Source organism: Paenibacillus sp. 01L418, from assembly GCF_056400045.1.
On record NZ_JBFTSN010000143.1, the window covers coordinates 1 to 18743 of the forward strand.

Annotated in this window: 25 protein-coding genes and 1 pseudogene; all 26 read right to left on the reverse strand. The window is 45.3% G+C overall.

Features of this window, described 5'->3' with window-relative positions; translation table 11 throughout:
• Positions 1 to 313, reverse strand: a pseudogene (locus AC1DSE_RS17715) (3-dehydroquinate synthase); the annotation flags it as partial.
• A gap of 2 nt (positions 314 to 315) precedes the next feature.
• Positions 316 to 1485, reverse strand: coding sequence for a chorismate synthase (gene aroC / locus AC1DSE_RS17720; protein ID WP_477527969.1), 1170 nt, complete (start codon positions 1483 to 1485; stop codon positions 316 to 318).
• A gap of 294 nt (positions 1486 to 1779) precedes the next feature.
• Entirely contained in the window at positions 1780 to 1950 is a 171-nt protein-coding gene (locus AC1DSE_RS17725) for a hypothetical protein (protein WP_179089935.1), read from the reverse strand.
• A gap of 73 nt (positions 1951 to 2023) precedes the next feature.
• Entirely contained in the window at positions 2024 to 2803 is a 780-nt protein-coding gene (locus AC1DSE_RS17730; protein ID WP_477510551.1) for a CheR family methyltransferase, read from the reverse strand.
• 29 nt (positions 2804 to 2832) lie between these two features.
• Entirely contained in the window at positions 2833 to 3276 is a 444-nt protein-coding gene (ndk, locus tag AC1DSE_RS17735; RefSeq protein ID WP_076271341.1) for a nucleoside-diphosphate kinase, read from the reverse strand.
• A 29-nt stretch (positions 3277 to 3305) separates the two neighbouring features.
• Positions 3306 to 4280 (reverse strand): polyprenyl synthetase family protein, encoded by a 975-nt coding sequence (locus tag AC1DSE_RS17740; protein WP_477510550.1) that lies wholly within the window; start codon positions 4278 to 4280, stop codon positions 3306 to 3308.
• A gap of 8 nt (positions 4281 to 4288) precedes the next feature.
• Positions 4289 to 5137, reverse strand: a complete 849-nt coding sequence (locus tag AC1DSE_RS17745; protein ID WP_477527970.1) for a menaquinone biosynthetic enzyme MqnA/MqnD family protein — start codon at positions 5135 to 5137, stop codon at positions 4289 to 4291.
• On the reverse strand, positions 5100 to 5765 hold the full coding sequence (locus AC1DSE_RS17750; RefSeq protein WP_339203275.1) for a UbiX family flavin prenyltransferase: 666 nt from the start codon (positions 5763 to 5765) through the stop codon (positions 5100 to 5102). Before AC1DSE_RS17750 ends, AC1DSE_RS17745 begins: the two co-directional genes overlap by 38 nt.
• Positions 5759 to 6634 carry a UbiA-like polyprenyltransferase gene (locus AC1DSE_RS17755; RefSeq protein ID WP_076271344.1) on the reverse strand — a complete coding sequence of 292 codons (876 nt, stop codon included), beginning with the start codon at positions 6632 to 6634 and terminating at the stop codon, positions 5759 to 5761. Before AC1DSE_RS17755 ends, AC1DSE_RS17750 begins: the two co-directional genes overlap by 7 nt.
• Positions 6635 to 6636: 2 nt before the next feature.
• Positions 6637 to 7347 carry a demethylmenaquinone methyltransferase gene (locus tag AC1DSE_RS17760; protein ID WP_339203276.1) on the reverse strand — a complete coding sequence of 237 codons (711 nt, stop codon included), beginning with the start codon at positions 7345 to 7347 and terminating at the stop codon, positions 6637 to 6639.
• Between the two features lie 18 nt (positions 7348 to 7365).
• Positions 7366 to 8226 carry a heptaprenyl diphosphate synthase component 1 gene (locus tag AC1DSE_RS17765; RefSeq protein ID WP_477510548.1) on the reverse strand — a complete coding sequence of 287 codons (861 nt, stop codon included), beginning with the start codon at positions 8224 to 8226 and terminating at the stop codon, positions 7366 to 7368.
• 125 nt (positions 8227 to 8351) lie between these two features.
• Positions 8352 to 8927, reverse strand: a complete 576-nt coding sequence (locus tag AC1DSE_RS17770) for a hypothetical protein (RefSeq protein ID WP_477510547.1) — start codon at positions 8925 to 8927, stop codon at positions 8352 to 8354.
• Positions 8928 to 9087: 160 nt separating this feature from the next.
• On the reverse strand, positions 9088 to 9309 hold the full coding sequence (gene mtrB / locus AC1DSE_RS17775) for a trp RNA-binding attenuation protein MtrB (RefSeq protein ID WP_054024369.1): 222 nt from the start codon (positions 9307 to 9309) through the stop codon (positions 9088 to 9090).
• A gap of 227 nt (positions 9310 to 9536) precedes the next feature.
• Complete coding sequence (locus AC1DSE_RS17780) at positions 9537 to 9839, reverse strand: HU family DNA-binding protein (RefSeq protein ID WP_441883526.1); 303 nt, start codon at positions 9837 to 9839, stop codon at positions 9537 to 9539.
• Between the two features lie 202 nt (positions 9840 to 10041).
• Positions 10042 to 11520, reverse strand: a complete 1479-nt coding sequence (gene spoIVA, locus AC1DSE_RS17785) for a stage IV sporulation protein A (RefSeq protein WP_076271348.1) — start codon at positions 11518 to 11520, stop codon at positions 10042 to 10044.
• Between the two features lie 295 nt (positions 11521 to 11815).
• The gene (locus AC1DSE_RS17790; RefSeq protein WP_477527971.1) at positions 11816 to 12568 is read right to left on the reverse strand and encodes a hypothetical protein; all 753 of its coding nucleotides are present in this window, start codon (positions 12566 to 12568) and stop codon (positions 11816 to 11818) included.
• Positions 12569 to 12696: 128 nt separating this feature from the next.
• Complete coding sequence (locus AC1DSE_RS17795; protein ID WP_477527972.1) at positions 12697 to 13044, reverse strand: 2Fe-2S iron-sulfur cluster-binding protein; 348 nt, start codon at positions 13042 to 13044, stop codon at positions 12697 to 12699.
• A complete protein-coding gene (locus tag AC1DSE_RS17800) occupies positions 13032 to 13646 on the reverse strand; it encodes a nucleotidyltransferase family protein (RefSeq protein WP_477510544.1) in 615 nt (204 codons plus the stop codon). The genes AC1DSE_RS17795 and AC1DSE_RS17800 overlap by 13 nt, the downstream gene beginning before the upstream one ends.
• Before the next feature lie 32 nt (positions 13647 to 13678).
• On the reverse strand, positions 13679 to 13975 hold the full coding sequence (locus tag AC1DSE_RS17805) for a 2Fe-2S iron-sulfur cluster-binding protein (protein ID WP_076271352.1): 297 nt from the start codon (positions 13973 to 13975) through the stop codon (positions 13679 to 13681).
• A 55-nt stretch (positions 13976 to 14030) separates the two neighbouring features.
• Entirely contained in the window at positions 14031 to 14210 is a 180-nt protein-coding gene (locus AC1DSE_RS17810) for a DUF2768 family protein (RefSeq protein WP_076271353.1), read from the reverse strand.
• A gap of 25 nt (positions 14211 to 14235) precedes the next feature.
• Entirely contained in the window at positions 14236 to 14478 is a 243-nt protein-coding gene (locus AC1DSE_RS17815) for a stage VI sporulation protein F (protein WP_477527973.1), read from the reverse strand.
• Positions 14479 to 14559: 81 nt separating this feature from the next.
• Complete coding sequence (locus AC1DSE_RS17820; RefSeq protein ID WP_430057889.1) at positions 14560 to 15570, reverse strand: NAD(P)H-dependent glycerol-3-phosphate dehydrogenase; 1011 nt, start codon at positions 15568 to 15570, stop codon at positions 14560 to 14562.
• A 34-nt stretch (positions 15571 to 15604) separates the two neighbouring features.
• Positions 15605 to 16201: a glycerol-3-phosphate 1-O-acyltransferase PlsY gene (gene plsY / locus AC1DSE_RS17825; RefSeq protein ID WP_076271355.1), complete on the reverse strand. Its 597-nt coding sequence runs from the start codon at positions 16199 to 16201 to the stop codon at positions 15605 to 15607.
• Between the two features lie 12 nt (positions 16202 to 16213).
• Positions 16214 to 17536, reverse strand: coding sequence for a ribosome biogenesis GTPase Der (der, locus tag AC1DSE_RS17830; RefSeq protein ID WP_441912615.1), 1323 nt, complete (start codon positions 17534 to 17536; stop codon positions 16214 to 16216).
• Between the two features lie 77 nt (positions 17537 to 17613).
• The gene (locus AC1DSE_RS17835) at positions 17614 to 17793 is read right to left on the reverse strand and encodes a capping complex subunit for YIEGIA (protein WP_076271357.1); all 180 of its coding nucleotides are present in this window, start codon (positions 17791 to 17793) and stop codon (positions 17614 to 17616) included.
• Positions 17786 to 18703, reverse strand: coding sequence for a YIEGIA family protein (locus AC1DSE_RS17840; RefSeq protein ID WP_477510542.1), 918 nt, complete (start codon positions 18701 to 18703; stop codon positions 17786 to 17788). The genes AC1DSE_RS17835 and AC1DSE_RS17840 overlap by 8 nt, the downstream gene beginning before the upstream one ends.
• Between the last annotated feature and the right edge of the window lie 40 nt (positions 18704 to 18743).

Consider the following 18743-nt stretch of genomic DNA (forward strand, 5'->3'; position numbering starts at 1 on the left):
GTGCAACGATAGCAGACTTGCGGTCGAGACCTTCCTCCAAAGCTTTAGCGACAAGCGTTTCGAGCATAGCTAGCGACTTTGAGCTTTCTCCAGCTGGAACAACGACGCTTGCCGTTTTAAAACCTGCGCCAGCAAGCTCAGACTCAAGCGTTTGCAAATGAATGTCTGCAATATTCGAGTCAGTAATGATGAGCAGCGGCGATTTTTGGCTAATGCCATGCTTAATAAAATAAGAGGATGCCTCCTTCAAGAGGCCTTCCCCGATATAGATAGGATAAGAGCGATCACCAAGTTCAACTGTAAGCTCGCGCATTTTTAATACCGCCCTAGCTGTTCAAGATAATTGTTCAAGTTGGCGCGAATTTCCTCAATGGAATCGCCGCCGAATTTTTCAAGGAATGCTTTGGCAACTTCCCATGCAACGACATGCTCCATCACGACGCTTGCCGCTGGCACAGCACAGCTGTCCGAGCGCTCTACTTGAGCCGTAAACGGTTCTTTAGTATCAATATCCACACTGCGAAGCGGCWTGTAAAGCGTCGGAATCGGTTTCATTACACCGCGTACGACGATTTGCTCCCCGTTCGTCATGCCGCCCTCGAAGCCGCCGAGTCGATTCGTTGCACGATGATAGCCGCGCTCTTCCTCATACATAATCTCATCGTGCACTTGCGAGCCGCGAAGCTTGGCTGCTTCGAAGCCAATTCCAATCTCACAGCCTTTGAATGCATTGATCGATACGACCGCTTGCGCGATACGTCCATCGAGCTTGCGATCCCACTGCACGTGGCTTCCTAGACCAATTGGCACGCCTTCGATAATACATTCCACGATACCGCCGATCGAATCGCCTTCTGCTTTAATTTGATCGATGTAATCAGTCATCTTTTGTTCGGTTTCTTTGTCAACGACACGAACCGAGGATTCCTCCGTCAAACGGATCAACTCATCCACGGATAGTTGATTAGCTGGTGCTTCGATTTCACCGATGCGAATAACTTGTCCAGCTACTTTAATCCCGAATTCCGCGAGAAATTGACGAGCTACCGCTCCTACTGCTACACGTGCTGCAGTTTCACGAGCACTAGAGCGCTCAAGCACATTGCGCAAATCCTTCAAATCATATTTAAGTCCGCCATTCAAATCCGCATGACCAGGACGCGGACGATGAACGCGGCGCTTCTCTTCATCGCTGCCTTCAATCGGTTCAATATTCATMACGGAAGTCCAGTGCTTCCAATCGTTGTTTGCAACGATCAGCGCTACAGGAGCACCAGTCGTTTTGCCGTGGCGTACGCCCCCAACGATGTTTGCTGTATCCTTCTCGATTTGCATCCGGCGTCCACGACCATGACCCTTCTGACGACGGTGCAGCTGGAAATTCAGTTCCTCAAAATCAATTTTCAAATTGCTTGGCAATCCTTCAATAATAGCGGTTAATTGGGGACCGTGTGTTTCCCCTGCGGTTAAATATCTTAAAGTCAACTAAAGCTCCTCCTCAAGTGTAAACGACTAACACAGTCCATTGACGGCACAAGCTCGTTTCGCGGTGAAATTTAAGCGATTTTATAAGTACATCACTTATAAAATTATAAATTTTCAAACAGCTTTCAAGCGCCTGCTATGCTTTACAGCACTAAACATCTTTGCTCATTATAGTACACAGTTACAGGTTTGACAAGAATTTGGACACCTTGAAAGCCGCTGTAACCGTATAAAAAAAGGGCTGGTGGAACTGTCATCTAAAATGACAAATCCGCCAGCCCAGGCAGCGTGCAGTTAATTTGCTGTTAACCGATCTTTCCTAAGTATCGCCGTGCCTTCACTCGTCAGCAATGGATCATCAACAAGTCTTGTCATTTGTCCACTGTCCACTCCGATAATTTGCGCACATTCCTGAATAGAAATAAAACCACGCCTATAGGCAGCTATAACCTTACGTTTATCCATCGGTTGCTTCATCCTCCAAGTTTATTACATACTAACTAGTATAGGAGAAGATGGAAAACGGTATACATGCCGCTTATACCCGGCGATAAAAGAATGTATCAGCGGTCTCAAATCCGTATTGCGCAGGGGAAAAAATTTGTTCCGTACTGCCTACAAACAGCAGTCCGCCCGGTTTAAGTGCATTAGAAAATTTATGATACAATAAGTGCTTTGCTTCTTCTGTAAAATAAATCATTACGTTTCGGCAAACAATTAAATCAAATGATCCATCAAACGTATCATGCAGCAAATTTTGCTGCTTAAATTGAATAAATTGCTTCAGGGAGTCTGAAATCAAATACGCTCCCTCTGACTGCTTAAAATATTTTTGCCGGCAAACCTGCGGAACATCGCGCAGAGATCGCTCTAAATAACTGCCTTCCATTGCCTTTTGCAGCACATTTGAATCGAGATCAGTTGCAAGAAGCGTAGATCGCTGCAAGGCACCCAGCTCAGATAAAATCATAGCGAGCGTGTAAGGCTCCTCGCCTGTTGAGCATGCCGCACTCCAAACCTTTAGACGATTAGAAGCAGCAAGCATCTCAGGAAAAAAGCGCTTTTGCAAAACTTCCCAGCGGGAAGGATTTCTCCAAAACTCAGAAACATTAATCGTCATACGGTCCAAAAACTCATTTAGCATCGTCCGATTTTGCTCAATCGCCTTCCAATACTCATCGAACGTTTGATAGCCGTGCTTCATTCGTAATGTAGTCAGCCTGCGTTTCATTTGAGCTTCTTTGTACTGCGACAAATCAATGTCGGTCTTTTGCTTTATTCGGGCAATAAACTGTGCAAAATCACGATCTTCAAGCATAGGCTCCTCCATCGCTTGTGGGCGAAATATTAAATCCACCGTTGAATTGTATGCTCGTATTGCACCAGCTCCGCTGGCGTGAAGTAAATGCCGATCTCTTTTTCCGCATTAGCTGCCGAATCCGAGCCATGAATAAGATTAAAATTCGTATGTACAGCAAAATCAGAACGAATAGTGCCGGGATGAGCATCTAGTGCATCCGTTTTGCCAATAAGGGCACGCGTCAATGCAATGACATTGTCACCTTGCCATACCATCGCAAATACAGGACCTGACGTTATGAATTCGAGCAATGGCTCATAAAAAACTTTGCCTTTATGTTCCTCATAATGGCGCTCGGCAAGCTCATGGCTCAAAACCATAAACTTGGCTGCTGCAAGCTGCAATCCCTTTTTTTCAAATCTCGAAACGATTTCGCCAATTAATCCGCGCTGAACGCCATCAGGTTTAATCATCAGAAAAGTTCTTTCCATCCCCAACCATTCCTTTCTATTTTGCACGATTAATAATTACGTTTACCAAACAAAATCGCAATATCGCTCAAGTTCTTCTTCGCTGTGACGTTCGGCAATCCCTCTAATGCTTTGAGAGCTTTTTTAATATATCGGTTTGCAAGCTGGTCTGCTTGATCTCCGCCATCGCTTTTGCGAATCATTTCGATGGCTCGTCCAGCATCTCGTTTCCCGCCTTGCTCCCTGATCAAAGCAATTTCCTTTAACAAAGGGTCGCGGGTTTTGGGGTCCTGCAAGGCAAGTAGAACCGGCAACGTAATATTTCCTTGACGCATATCTGAGCCTGAAGGCTTGCCGATCTGTTTCTCTGTTCCATAAAGATCAAGCAAATCATCACGGATCTGGAATGCCATACCCACATTATAACCATAGCGATATAAGCTATTTGCTGTTTTTCGGTCCGTTCCCGCGGCAACAGCGCCAAGCTGGCAGCTAATAGCAATTAATAAAGCTGTTTTGCGTCTAATCCGAAGCAAATAATGCCGTACCGATTGTTCTGTGTTGAAGAAATCACGAATTTGTTCCATTTCTCCGATACACATTTGTACAAGCGCATGCGACAAAATTTGATGTATCTGCGGATTTGGAAGCTGAGCAGCGATTGACAATGCTTTGCCATGAATGAAGTCGCCCGTATACATCGCTATTCGATTGTCCCACTTGGATTTTACAGTGAGCTGTCCACGACGTGTTTCCGCGTCGTCAATAACGTCATCATGTACAAGTGAAGCCATATGAATAAGCTCGAGAGGGACGGCGACGCGCTTCATTACATCAAGCTGATAATCGCCAAACTTGCCTGCCAGCAGAACAAACACCGGTCTAATCCGTTTACCGCCAGCTCTAAGCAAGTGCAAAGAAGCTTCGCCAAGCAGCACATGATCATCCGAAATGCTGCGCTCAAGCTCCTGCTCGATCTGATTTAGGTCGCCTTTCATCTTTGCATACAAATCTAGTAGTTTCATTCTTTCACCTATTGGGCAGATTGGTCTTCAAAAAAAGTAAGCTCCACGTCATTCGATAGCAACCCTAGCTGCTTAGAATAATTGAAATATAATTTAAGTCCTTCTTGCAGCTTGCTCCCAAAATCATATTGAAGCGAATGAAAGTACATCTCCCAGTAAGTTGATTCTCCTCCAAGCTGCATACAGGCCTGTTCAATTAGTGGACCAAGATGGCTCTTATTATACTGTTTGCTCGCATTTAACGCTTTATATACTGCACGAACGGCTTCTGGGGCTGCAAGAGCTGCTTCTTTACGTRCAGCAACAACAGCGTAAGTCATGCCAAGTCCCGTCCACTCATTCCATAATTGTCCTAAATCAATGACATGAAGGCCGTGGTTTTGCCAAGAAGCATGAATGGCAGGATCGCCAATGATGAGTGCAGCATCGGCTATCTCCAGCATACTTTCCAGATTCGGTGCGGCAGTGACATACTCTGGGTTGCATTCAAAGTGCAATGTCATCAAAATTTTCAACAGATTAACTGAAGTTGCTGATGTTGTCGTTACTGAAATTCGCTCAGGACGTTTACGGCTGATCGGCTCTTTCAGAAATAAAAAGATCGAGTTGACCTTCCCTACCGAACCTACGGACAATTCTGGCAGCAGCACATAATCATCCGCGTTTAATCCGTAGGCAAATGATGATATAGCCGAAATATCCAATTCACCAGCTTGCAGAAGCCTATTTAATTCAGAAGGCACACGTTTAATGACCTCAAAGCTATCCCCATCCATTCGCTCCTCGAGCTGATGGAAAAGAGGCCATGCATTCGCGTAATCAATTCTTCCGATGGTGATCGGGCGATTCATGCCCATTCTGTTCATCTCCCCATCTTCTGTACAAATCATGTTCGATTGTCATATTATCAAGTACTTTACCAACTAAAAAGTCAATCATTTCATCCATCGTTTGCGGTTTGTAATAAAAAGCCGGCATAGCCGGTATGATCCTAACGCCAAGACGAGCCAGCGTCAGCATGTTTTCAAGGTGAATCGCATGAAGCGGCGTTTCTCTTGGAATAATAAGCAGCTTCCTGTTTTCCTTCAACATAACATCAGCGGCTCTAGTCATCAAATTATCGGAAATGCCGTGCGATATCGACGCAAGCGTCCCCATCGAGCACGGCACAATAACCATTCCTTGAACCCGGTAAGAGCCGCTTGCAATGCTTGCGCCAATATCCGCATTGGGATGAAAAACTAGTCTAGCTTCCGCGATAGCATCGCCAAAACGTTGTTCAAGAGCTGCTGAACGACGAGTCGTCTCCCAGCCCAGTTCTTCTTTTAGTACTCTCCAACCAGCTTCTGTTATGACGAGATGAACCTCGTATTTCATCTGAAGGAGAACTTCAATAAGCCTTATTCCATAAATTGAACCACTTGCTCCTGTAATGCCTACTACCCATCGATTCGTCCAGTTGGTTTCGTTGCGGCCGTCTACCATTGGTGAATAACCAATAAATCAACGATAACAAACAGAAAAAGCACGACGCTTAATGTACCGTTCATTCCAAAAAAAGCAGTTTGGACGCGCGACAAATCRTGTGGCCGTACCATCCAATGTTGGTAGAACAGAAGCGAAATCGATATCAAAGTACCAAGCAAGTACATCCAGCTAAGGTCTGTCAGCCAAAACAATGCTATAAAGCCGATTGCCGTAACGACATGAAAGGACCGAGCAATCCAGATAGCCCCTTTAATACCGAACCGAGCCGGAATCGAATGCAAGCCAGCATTGCGGTCATACTCAAAATCCTGTGTTGCATAAATAATGTCAAATCCAGCAATCCATAAAGAAACGGTAATATATAATATCCAAGCAGCTAGATCAAATTGACCTGTTATGGCAACCCATCCGCCAAGCGGCGAGAGTCCAATTGTTAATCCCAGCACAACATGGCATAACCATGTAAAGCGTTTTGTGTAAGAATAAAGAACAAGCAAAGCTACCGCGATTGGCATAAGTTTCATTGCAATTGGTGCCAAGTTCGCCGTTGCTACAAACAACAAAACGAAGGAAACAATGATAAATAACATGACTTCTGCTGATTTAAGCAAGCCAGCCGGAAGGGCTCTTTTTTCAGTACGCGGGTTGCGTAAATCGATAGCCTTATCTATCAGTCGATTCAAGCTCATCGCAGCGCTTCGAGCACCAAACATCGCAAGCGTTACCCAGCCGATCTCCCCCCATGAAGGAAGGCGCTGCTCCATCATTACTGCACCTAGAATCGCTCCCATAAAAGCAAAAGGCAAAGCAAACACAGTATGTTCAAACTTAATCATTTCCAAAATAATACGTAATTTGCGAATCATTGCTATTTCTTCTCCTTTGTCCCCATATGCAGCGCAGCTACTCCACCGGTCAGAGGATATGCCTTCACCTGATGAAGACCCGCTTCTTCAAACAGCTCAGCAAGCTGCTGTCGACCGGGAAACATTTTCAGTGATTCGGGCAGCCATTTGTATTCACTGAAGCTTTTGGCTACCACTTTACCCATAACTGGCAATATACGTTCGAAATAAAGATTGTACATCGATTTAAATGGCTGCCAGGTTGGTTTGGATACCTCTAAACATACAACTAAACCGCCTGGTTTAACAACGCGGTGCATCTCCTTCAGTACCTGTAAATAATCAGGAACATTGCGCAGACCAAATCCAATCGTAACATAGTCAAAGGAATTATCCTCAAACGGCAAGCTCATTGCATTTCCTTGGACTAATGTAATTTGCTTATTCAAGCCCATCTTGTTTACTTTGACAGCACCCACATCAAGCATGTTTTGGCTAAAATCAAGTCCTACGATTTGTCCAGTACCGCTCGCTTCTGCAAGAGCAACCGTCCAATCACAAGTGCCGCAGCAAAGGTCAAGCGCTGTTTGTCCTTTTGCAACGCTCATCTTTTTCATCGTAAACTTCCGCCATGCCTTATGTCTTCTAAAGCTGATCAGATCATTCATCAAATCATATTTTGGAGCAATCCTCTCAAATACGCCATGYACATGGCTCTTGGAGTTCGTATCCACCCTTGCAAGTCACCTCGTCTAATTGAGCGCAGGCGTGTAATCGGTTTTTTCGTTCAATAGATTATCGACGATAGTCGTCAATTCTCCGAGCAACTTGTCCGATTCCAGCTTGCCAGCCAAAACCTTCACTGAATCTGCTGAGACCTTCAGCTTCGCTATAAGCTGGCTGCGCACCTTATATTTTTCCACCAAACTCTTAATAAATGCAGGTTCATACATACGCTGAGAGAGCTGCATGCGCTCATCTTCTGACCCCGCTTGCATGATATGCCAATAGGACCAGCTTTTATCGAACGTAGCTGGGTTCTCGCTGCGCTTGATTTCATCAACTATAACCTCGCACCGGCTAATGCCATCCAGAATCCCTGGCCAGACGCGAGAAAGCTCGCCCTCCAGCACCTCTGTGAAAATCTGGAACAACGTGCTCTTAAGCTGAACCGCAAGACCTAAATATTCTTCAGAGGTCATCTTAAGCTGCCTCATTCGAACGTAAAGATTAACTTTTAGTCTGTTGACCTCACTAACCGCGCTGCTGATTTTGGAAACCATCTCAATTTCGCCGGCTTGCGAGAGCAATTGATAAAAAGTTGCGCTAAAGTAGTCCCCTGCCAGCACCTTAAGCTGCCTTGAACGCATCTCCGGCTCAGAGCGCTGCTCTTGGTGTGTGTCGATTAAATCATGCGTATCCATTCCTAGCTGAACGAGAGATACGACGAGCGTGTAGAGCTCACTGTGGGTCTGTAGCGACGCTTGCTGGCTCAGGAAGGCGTGTAGCAAGCGAAGCCTTGCATTCGCTAAGTCAGGAAGAGACGTATGCTCCTCGATCATGTCATATTTCACATATTTTTGAGCTATTTCAGGTATACGGTATGTTCTCATTGGGGAAGCCTCCGAACAGAGAAGCGCAAATCGCCGCTCAATAATCTAAACTATTATAGCACAACTTATTCTAAAGAACATATGATTGAGCCTGCTTGTTCAACAAATTGCAATATACATCACCTTTATTGCTGCGAAATGGAGGAAGGCTTTACAGTAAATCCCGATACTGGTCCAAAACGTTTTTCCCAGGCCGATGTAAAGCTAACTCTTAGCCTCTTTCTCCATAGTTCATCATGCACAGGATCCGCTTGCACAAGATGGTCCAGCTCCGAAATAAGCCAATCATCGGTTTTCCGCACATCAACAGCAGCTAGCAAAGCATCGCCTTCCGCTTGCTCCTCAATGATTCGAATCAGAATACGCTTCACATTCTCTAGCTGTATGAATGAGACACGAATAAGCTTCTCAACATCCGAGAACCAAATTGCCGGCCGGCCTTCACTGGTGCTTACCCGCATATCGATCGATAAAACGCCGTTATTCCATTCCGCCTTATTCAACCGCTCATGAAGCTGAGTTGCAATGAGCACATCTACTAAATTGTTATTGGAGAGCCTTACGACCGGCGTCGTGCGAAAAACAGCGACGTCGCCGCGATTTGCCGAATGCTGCCATCCTGCATGAGGAAGCCATGTAAATAATAATGTAGCTGCTATCGCAGTCACACAAGCTGTTAAAAGTGGTTTTCCGATGTTCACTCTGCACCTCCGAATATAAACTTATCACCTTAACCTTTAAATTCACTCGATCCGCATGAATATAAAGTCCCATCTCTCATTGTACGAGCGGTGCAGGATGATTATTCGGACTGCAGGCAGGCAAAAAAAAGCAGGCATAGCCTGCTTTGCACATTCGTTGTTACTGATCGGTTTCCATCGTACCGTATTTCGTCATCACGACCGCTTTACCTCGAATTTTTATAGCTGAAGTATGATCGGTAAATTGGCAAATTAAAATTTCGTTTTTATCCAACTTTTCCGTATGATGAAATTTTGTGTCAAGCCCGCGTGTTAATCCGATGACTTGAACGCCTTGATCTTTTGCCTTTACGACAATGTACTCGCCATGTGTAGGCTCCATCGTTATCCCTCCGCATCCGTAATTCCATACTATCCATGTGAATTATAGTGGATGTGTAACGTTTGTGCAATCCATTCTATCATGCAAATAAACAAATAACGCCCGAACGGTATCCCGTTCGAGCGAAATTAGGCCGAATTATAAGCAGTAACATCAAGCTTATATTTCGTGGCATATGGATGCTTGCCGCCAAACATCGGCGTCAATGCAGTTAAGCTGGAGTATGCTTAATTGGATACGAGGTCCTTGAGTGATTTTCCTGGTTTGAATGCAGGCGTTTTGCTTGCTGCGATCTCAATAGGATCTCCAGTTTGCGGATTGCGGCCTTTACGTGCTTGGCGCTCGCGAACTTCGAAATTACCAAACCCAACCAATTGGACTTTATCCCCGCTTTGCAGCGCATCGGATATCGCATCAAAAACAGCGTCAACTGCTTTCGTTGCATCTTTCTTCGAAAGATCAGTCAATTCAGCTACTTTTGTAATCAAATCTGTTTTGTTCATTGTTTCACCTCCTCCAAAGTGCATTATGTACTTTTTTTTGGTGTAAGCATATAAACTCTCATCTTATCCCTCTTATTAACGGAAAACTTCAAAAATATACCTTTTAACCGAACAAACCTATAGTAATACAGCCGTTTGCCAATTTCAAGTGCCAACCTACATTTCCTGCAAAACAAATAAAACCGCTCCCTTTACGGCAGCGGCTTATTCGTATACTAGTATCGATCAACTACAGAATGATAGCAATCAATCCGCCAGAGCCCTCGTTAATAATACGTCCGAGCGTTTCCTGCAGCTTGTAGCGGGCATTATCCGGCATCATTGCAATTTTGCCTTGAATGCCTTCTCTCACAATCGAATGCAGGGAACGACCGAATATATCAGACTCCCAAATCTTGATTGGATCATTCTCAAAGTCTTGCATTAAGTATCTTACAAGCTCTTCGCTTTGCTTCTCCGTGCCGATAATCGGAGCAAATTCCGATTCCACGTCGACGCGGATCATATGGATGGATGGTGCTGTTGCCTTCAGTCGAACCCCAAAGCGTGAACCTTGGCGGATTAACTCCGGCTCGTCGAGTGCCATTTCCGCAAGTGTCGGTGCTGCAATGCCGTATCCAGTTGTCTTGACCATTTCCAGCGCTTCTGCAAAACGGTCATATTCCCTCTTGGCATGAGAGAACTCTTGCATCAACTGAAGCAAGTGGTCTTTGCCGCGAATCTCAACGCCGACTACTTCCATCAAAATACGGTCATACAGCTCATCTGGCGCGTACAAGTCGATTTCTGCTACGCCCTGCCCCATATTCATGCCGCTTAGTCCAGCTTTGGCGATGAAGTCATATTCCATGAACTGGGTTACTACTCGATCCACATCGCGCAGCCGGCGAATATCTTTAACCGTATCGCGAACGGAGCTCTCATAGTTGCTGCGCAGCCAGTGCCGATCGTTAAGCACCATGACCCAGCTTGGTAAATTAACATTTACCTCATGGACAGGGAATTCATAGAGCACTTCCCGCAATACCGAGATGACTTCTTCCTCACCCATCGTAGCTACGCTAAGCGTCATTACTGGAATGTCATATTTAGCTTGCAGCTCGTTTCGCAATTGCAGCGCCTCTTCACCCTTAGGACGAGTGGAGTTGATGATGAGGACAAATGGCTTGCCGACTTCTTTCAGCTCGTTTATGACACGTTCTTCTGCTACAACATAGGAGCTGCGCGGAATTTCTGCGATAGAGCCGTCTGTCGTAACAACAACACCGAGTGTAGAATGCTCTTGGATTACTTTACGCGTCCCGATCTCAGCCGCTTCCTGGAATGGGATCGGCTCATCGAACCAAGGAGTTGTAATCATTCGTGGACCATTTTCATCCTCATAGCCCTTCGCGCCTTCAACCGCATATCCAACACAATCGACGAGTCTCATGTTTACCTCAAGTCCATCGGTAACCCTGAGCTGCACCGCTTGATTCGGAACAAATTTAGGCTCTGTTGTCATAATCGTCTTACCTGCGGCGCTTTGAGGAAGTTCGTCCACGGCTCTCGCACGGTCTGATTCGTTCGCAATGTTCGGAAGTACAACCGTCTCCATAAACCGTTTAATAAACGTTGATTTGCCCGTCCGGACAGCCCCGACAACCCCGAGGTAAATATCCCCGCCGGTTCTTTCGGCTATGTCCTTGAAAATATCTACTTTCTCCACTGAATATCCCCTCCCAATTGATTTTTCCGGTTCGCCGCCATCCACCGGTCAATAGGGCAGGCCAGCGACGCAACTCGTACATGCTTTTTGGACTAGTAACATCTTATGTGCAAGCTTTCCGATTATGACGATTCCTTCAATGAAATCTTTTTTTGTTCCTCTGCGGGGCTTCCCTTCCAAGATTGAGTTATATGAGAAAAAAAGCAAATCTATGACCCAAACAGCCAAAAAAACCTCTCCGAGACGATAGTCAAGGAGAGGTTTGGAACTAGCTTATTGAGGAATGTGCATGAAGTTAAGGTTTTACAGCTTGCGGCTCATTATTTACAAAGTGATAGACCGGAGCTTTGACAGGGACAAAGTCTGATCCATCGACGAGCAATGTACGCAAATCAAAATCTGTCTCAAAATCATTTTTTCCACTCTTTTGTATGTATTGCATGATATCTATCCCATAATCGGAAAATACTACCCCATTCTCATCCACGATTGCTTGAATCGTTTGCCCTGAGAACACGCTTCGAATCGTTGGGGCTGTTTTGCTCATTGCTTTGTAATCGATTTGATAAAAACCTGGGTATGTTTGCGCGCCCTTTGGAAGGACACTGTTTGTTTGGATATAAGTAGTTACCCAGCTCTGAATATCATTAATTTTTTGAAATGCCAAAATATCAAGTAGCTTTACTCTAGGCTTACTCTCTTCATCAATAATAAGGTAGCTGTAATTGCCGCCTTTCTCAAAAGCAGAAGAAGGTATATCAGACATATAGCCTGTCCGATTTAGCACTCCAAAATCAATATAAAATTTCTCATACTTCGGTGTGTCAGCGGTACTGTTTTTCATCGGCAGCATGCCCGTTTCGGACTGATATTGATCAATCGCCGCCTGAACATTACGAACAGCTTCTTTCGGAGCAACTTGGTTTTGCTTCATTTGACTTTTCGGATACATGCAGCCCGATAAAGCAAATAGCAAAACAATTAAAGCAGAGAATGCTGCGAACTGGCGTATGTAACGGGGCAGCCTTCCCATAAATAATCCGTTCATTTTTTTGTAACCTCCTAAAGGTTTGTGAAGCAAACCTGCTTCGTAAGGATATGCTTAGGTTTGCGAAGCAAACCTGCTTCGTAAGAATATACTTAGGTTTGCGAAGCAAACCTACTTCGTCGTTCAGCCTACCATAAAGCATCGTTTTCCTCTGCTTGCCTTGCGAGCTGCCTTGCAACTGCCGCTCGCAGCGGATCTAATGGAATTTCCACATCCACTTTCCCAGCTACTCTAGCTTGGCATGATAAGCGTTCATGATTTCCGTCTAATCCAGACAGCTTGTTTCTCTCCACATCACCAATCGGCTGCAGCTGGCTTCCCGGCCTCACAGTGACCTTGCACATGAAGCAAGCAGCTTTGCCCCCGCAACGTGTGCGAATCGGTATATTCGCACGTCTGGCAGCGTCTAACAGCGTTGTGCCCGGCTTCACCTTAATGCTCTTGCCCGATGRCCAAAAAGTTACTACTCCATCCATGACAAACCACCAGCCTTTCGATATGACAACAGCTGATGAAGAGTACGCCTTGCCTCAGCGGTGAATGTATTGTTAGTTTCAATCGCAAGGAATGCACCCTCATGATGAGCAGGTGCTTTTGCAATCGCTTGAACGATTAAATCAACGCGATCCATCCGATCTCGCAAGAAATTAAACCACAGCTCATGCGCAAGCGGAACGATCGCTACTGAATAATTAGCATCGTTTAACAGCACTTGATCTGAGAAAGGCATCAGTAATTTATTAACCATCGTCTCATACTTACAGCCTTGAGCACTCACCTCGAACCCGCCGACGAGCTCTACCTGTATTCCTTGTATAATAAAATGGCTAAGCGTTGATCGATACATATCTGTCACGCTCAATGTTGGTTGATCTTGGGCAAAAAGCTCAAGAGCATCATAAATTTCTTCTACATTCTCTTCATCACAATAAATGTCCAAATCACGCGGATCGTTTGAAAGTACAAGTCCTCGAAGCATTAGACTGGCGCTTCCGCCAGTAATCCACTGCGCCTGACTTGATTCTGTCGCTTTTTTAACGGCAGCCAGCGCTTTATGAATGCGTTCATTTTCTGACATCGCTGGCACTTCCTTCATCAGTAGCTTATGCATTAAAAATAAGGCTTGTTGGCTGCTGCGATTTTCGCATCTGCACTTTTGACGATGGCCTGGCAGCCGAGCCGGTAGCCTTCTTCAAACTCCTCCGGCTCAAGACGGTCCCACTCCTCGTCCGTAATGCCTTCAAGATGCTCCATGCCTTCGGTTACCAAGCAGCGGCACCGGGCACAGGTTCCTCTCGCGCAAGAGAAGCTCCAATCAATCTCATGCTTAAGTGCATGATCAAGCAGCGACAAGCCTTCTTCTGCTTTTACAACAGCTGTTTTGGTTCTACCCTTTAATTCAATCATTGTATGTCAAAATCTCCCTTTTGTTAGTGAACGACCGTCCCCTATGTAATAAGCACTAAATAATGGATATAAGTCCGCATACAAAGCCAATGATTAGAACAATAAATGCAATTAACGAAAGAATAAATTTCACTGCGCCTTTCGTTTTCAAACGAGCAAACGTAATTAAAAGGGCCGCAATCGCCATCATTCCAATGCCGAATAGCGAAACCCACATTTTTGTCATAGCATCCATAGAAATTCCATTCTCCTAATCTATATCATAATGAATTCTCACCCATTATAACATCGCACAAAAAAAAGGACAAAAGCTGACAGAACACCGTAACCTTGACCTTAGCCACTTCCGACACTTGCTTAATCAGCTTGCGAAGCTCAGCTTCGTCAGTCATCGTCTGTGCTGTAACTCCGCTGGCAAGCTTTTTGACTGAGCTCTCGGAAATTCCTTTGCCCGTCTTTTTATTGATCGAATTAAGAATGTCCTTGGAGAAATCCCTCGCCATACTCTACACCTCCAGCATGCGCATGTGTATTGCTCCATGCATCATATGAGAAGGCAAGAAGATTGGTGTAGGCGCTGGTCCTTAGCCTAACTCTTCGATCTCATGCGTCCGCAGCCTGCCCATCAAATGCTCAACGGCAGTCCTAGGCGCTTTGTTCGCAAACAATACCTCATATAACTGAAACGTAATTGGCATCTCAACATCGTACTCTTTGGCTAAACTGTAAGCCGCACGCGTCGTACGAACACCTTCTACGACCATTCCCATCCGAGTGAGCACATCATCTAGAGGCGTGCCATCTGCAAGCATGTAGCCAGCACGCCAATTTCGACTGTGCTTGCTTGTGCAAGTAACGACAAGATCGCCTACGCCAGCTAATCCAGCAAAAGTGAGCGGATTCGCCCCCATTGCCGTTCCAAGCCTGCTGATCTCCGCTAGGCCCCGAGTTAATAAAGCAGCCTTGGCATTGTCGCCAAACTGAAGCCCGTCCGTCAAGCCTGCACCTAATGCGATAATGTTTTTGATGGCTCCAGCCACTTCCACACCAACGACATCCGGATTTGTATACACTCGGAAATGYGTATTCATGAGCGCATCCTGGGCCTGCTCAGCTGCTTTCAAATCAGTTGAAGCAACAACTACTGTAGTAGGCTGCTTCAAAATAACCTCTTCAGCATGGCTTGGTCCTGATAAAACAACAAGCTGTTCCATAGGTCGACCTAGTTCTTCCGAAAGTACTGTCGTCATCCGCTTCAACGTATCCGTTTCAAAGCCCTTTGTTGCATGAACAACAAGTGTCTTATCCGATAGAAACGGTGCCGCTTGCTTAGCTACCTCGCGCATTGCACCAGAAGGCGCAACGAACAAAGCGAGCTCAGCATCCTGCAGTGCATCCTTTAAATCCGTAGTTGCATGGATTAGCTCAGGAAGCTGTACACCAGGCAAAAACTTGCTATTCTCATGGCTGAGGTTAATGTTCTCCGCTTGTTCGGTACTGCGCGTCCATAGCTTTACATGATAGCCATTTCTCGCGAGTACAGAAGCAAGAGCAGTGCCCCAACTTCCAGCAACCAGCACTGCCGCATTTTTCATTGTTGATGAATCCTGCTTTGTCATGCGACGCTCACTACCCTTTCTTTGCACCTAACTTGTTTTCTGTTCCTTGAAACAGCTTTACAATATTCGACCGATGGCGTACGAATGCAAAAATACATATCAGAAGACTTGCACAAAGTAAAGGAACCGAATAATAGAACAAAGTAATAAATAATGGCGTTAAAGCAGCAAACAATAATGAGCCAAGCGATACGTATCTGGTCAAAGCAATTGTCGCAATGGCAATGGCTCCTGCACAAAGTGCAGGCACGAAAGCAAGGGTCGCAATGACACCTACAGTCGTTGCAATGCCTTTGCCTCCTTTAAAGCGGAACCAAATCGGCCAGTTATGGCCTATGATTGCGGCTAATCCGCACAAAACTGGAATCCAGTCGTTTTCACTAAGAGCGCGGCCAATAAATACAGCTGCTACCCCTTTGCCGATATCGAGTAAAAACACCAGTAAGCCCGGCCCTTTGCCGAGCACCCTGAGTGTATTCGTAGCACCAGCGTTTCCGCTGCCGTGCTGACGTATATCGATACCTTTCACCCATTTGGCAATAACGATGCTAAATGAAATTGAGCCTAACAAATAGCTTAAAGCAACCGCGATTACTCCGTATAACAAGCTACTTCTCCCCTAATCTTCTTCGGACTTACGACGCGAGAATATGCGTATAGGAGTCCCTTCAAAATTAAATGCAGCACGAATTTTATTTTCCAAATAGCGCTCATACGAGAAATGCATAATTTCCGGATCATTGACAAAAACAACAATCGTTGGAGGTTTGATCGCTACTTGCGTTACATAGTTGATGCGTAGACGCTTGCCTTTGTCGGATGGCGGCGGATTAATCGCTACTGCATCCGAAATGACGTCATTAAGAAGATGAGTCTGAATGCGCATTGCATGCTGTTCAGAAACATGCTTAACAACAGGCAACAGCTTATGCAAACGCGTTTTGGTTAATGCTGATAAATAAACGATCGGTGCATAAGACATGAACAAGAAATGATCACGAATATTTTGCGAGAAGTTTTGCATGGTCTTCTCGTCTTTTTCGATGACATCCCACTTGTTCACAACAAATATCGATGCTTTTCCTGCTTCATGAGCATAACCAGCAATATGCTTGTCCTGCTCGATGATGCCTTCTTCACCGTTAATCAGCACTAGAACAACATCTGCGCGTTCAATCGCTTTCATCGCACGCATTACGCTGTACTTCTCTGTGGACTCATACACTTTGCCGCGTTTACGCATGCCGGCTGTATCAATGAGCACATAACGCTGCCCATCACGCTCGAAAGGTGTATCAATGGCGTCACGAGTCGTACCCGCTACATTGCTTACAATTACACGGTCTTCGCCAAGCAGTGCATTCACTAGAGATGATTTCCCAACGTTAGGACGGCCGATTAATGCAACACGGATGACATCCTCATCGTAGCCATCATCGGTTAGATCCGGAAGCAAAGCGACAGCAGCATCAAGCAGATCACCGATACCTAGTCCATGCGATCCGGAAATTGCGATTGGTTCACCAAAGCCAAGTCCATAAAACTCATAAACTTCATCCATGCGGCCATGATTATCAACTTTATTAACTGCAAGCACAACGGGCTTGCCCGAACGGAATAGCATTTGAGCAACTTCATCATCCGCATGCGTCAAGCCTGTTTTCGCATCCGCCATAAAGATAATTACATCTGCTTCTTCAATTGCGAGTTCAGCCTGCATACGCACAGATTTCATAATTTCATCTTCGCCATCGATTTCAATACCGCCAGTATCAATAATGCTGAACGGTTTTCCATTCCATTCTCCGGTGCCATAAAGCCTGTCACGAGTGACGCCCGGTTTATCCTCAACAATTGCTAGACGGTCGCCGATGACCCGATTAAAAATCGTGGATTTCCCCACATTCGGACGACCGACAATAGCGATAACGGGTCTTGCCATGTTTGTTTTCCACTCCTTCAAAAATACTCACGCTATCCATCATAGCAAAAAAGTGCGTTCTTGGCTAACTTTTCATATTATCGGTGATTGACCAGTATGATTGTACCGTTCTTTAAATCATGCGCACTCGCATCCAAAATCTTCTCGAGCAGAAACGAGGTTTCTTCCAATTTATCTACATTTTCTGCAATAAAAATCGGCGCTCCGCCACTAACCGCATCTGCATGAATGGATACTACAGCTAAGATTTCAGCCATTTTCCTCTGCCCCTTTCTTGTTCACAGATGCTTCTGTCGGCATGCGAACAGCAGATTCCAAAATCGGCACTCGCATGATAACTGCTTTCCCTTTATCTGCATCCAACTCCTGTGGCAATATAAATACAGCCAATCGTCCATCCTTCATATCCAGCTTCGCCATAGGAATTAAAGCAGGCTCTCCATCATCGCGATATACCCCTAAAATCGTAGCCAAATCGTAAAGAATAGCTTGCCGTTGACCAAGATTGCTTAAAGTAACTTTGCCGTTTGAGTTGAAGGGAGTCAAAATAAACCCCATGCCACGCGCAGCAATGATTTCTTGGTTGCTCTTCAAACCTACGTTCATAATATAAACGTTATCAACAAACAAATCCGGGCCATCCACTCGAACCTTCGCGGCTTGCACCTCAGCAATATGGGAGACAGCTTTGCCTGATTTCAGCTTCTCAACGACTATGAGCGAGATAACTCCCGCTATCATCCCTACCCATATATTTACTAATATCCCAAATAGACTTGTAAGCAATGCCGTCATAATAACTAAGTAATTTCGCCCTTCAAAGACCATAGCGATTCCTTCAATATATGTCGAACCGCGTCCTACCAGCTCCATACTGTCGATTTTCGTCAACGTTTCGCGTTCCATTTTTCGCACATCTCTAAATTGCTGTGCAGCTAATGTAAGGAAAGTAATAGCAGTGTAATCTTTGTTAAATAACGCCGGCACAGCAACAGCTCCTAATGCCGCTGCAATTACACCTAATGATATGTGGATGATTCGACCATGAGGATAAGTTGGATACTGGCGATAATCCGTCCTAAGCATGAGCAAGCGAGAGATAAGCCCAAAAGCAATCCCAAGGAGGACACCGACCAAATATTTGTTTTCAACGAGAAAATGCTGCATTAGGATGGACGTCCTCCCTTTATATGCCAAAGTATAACGC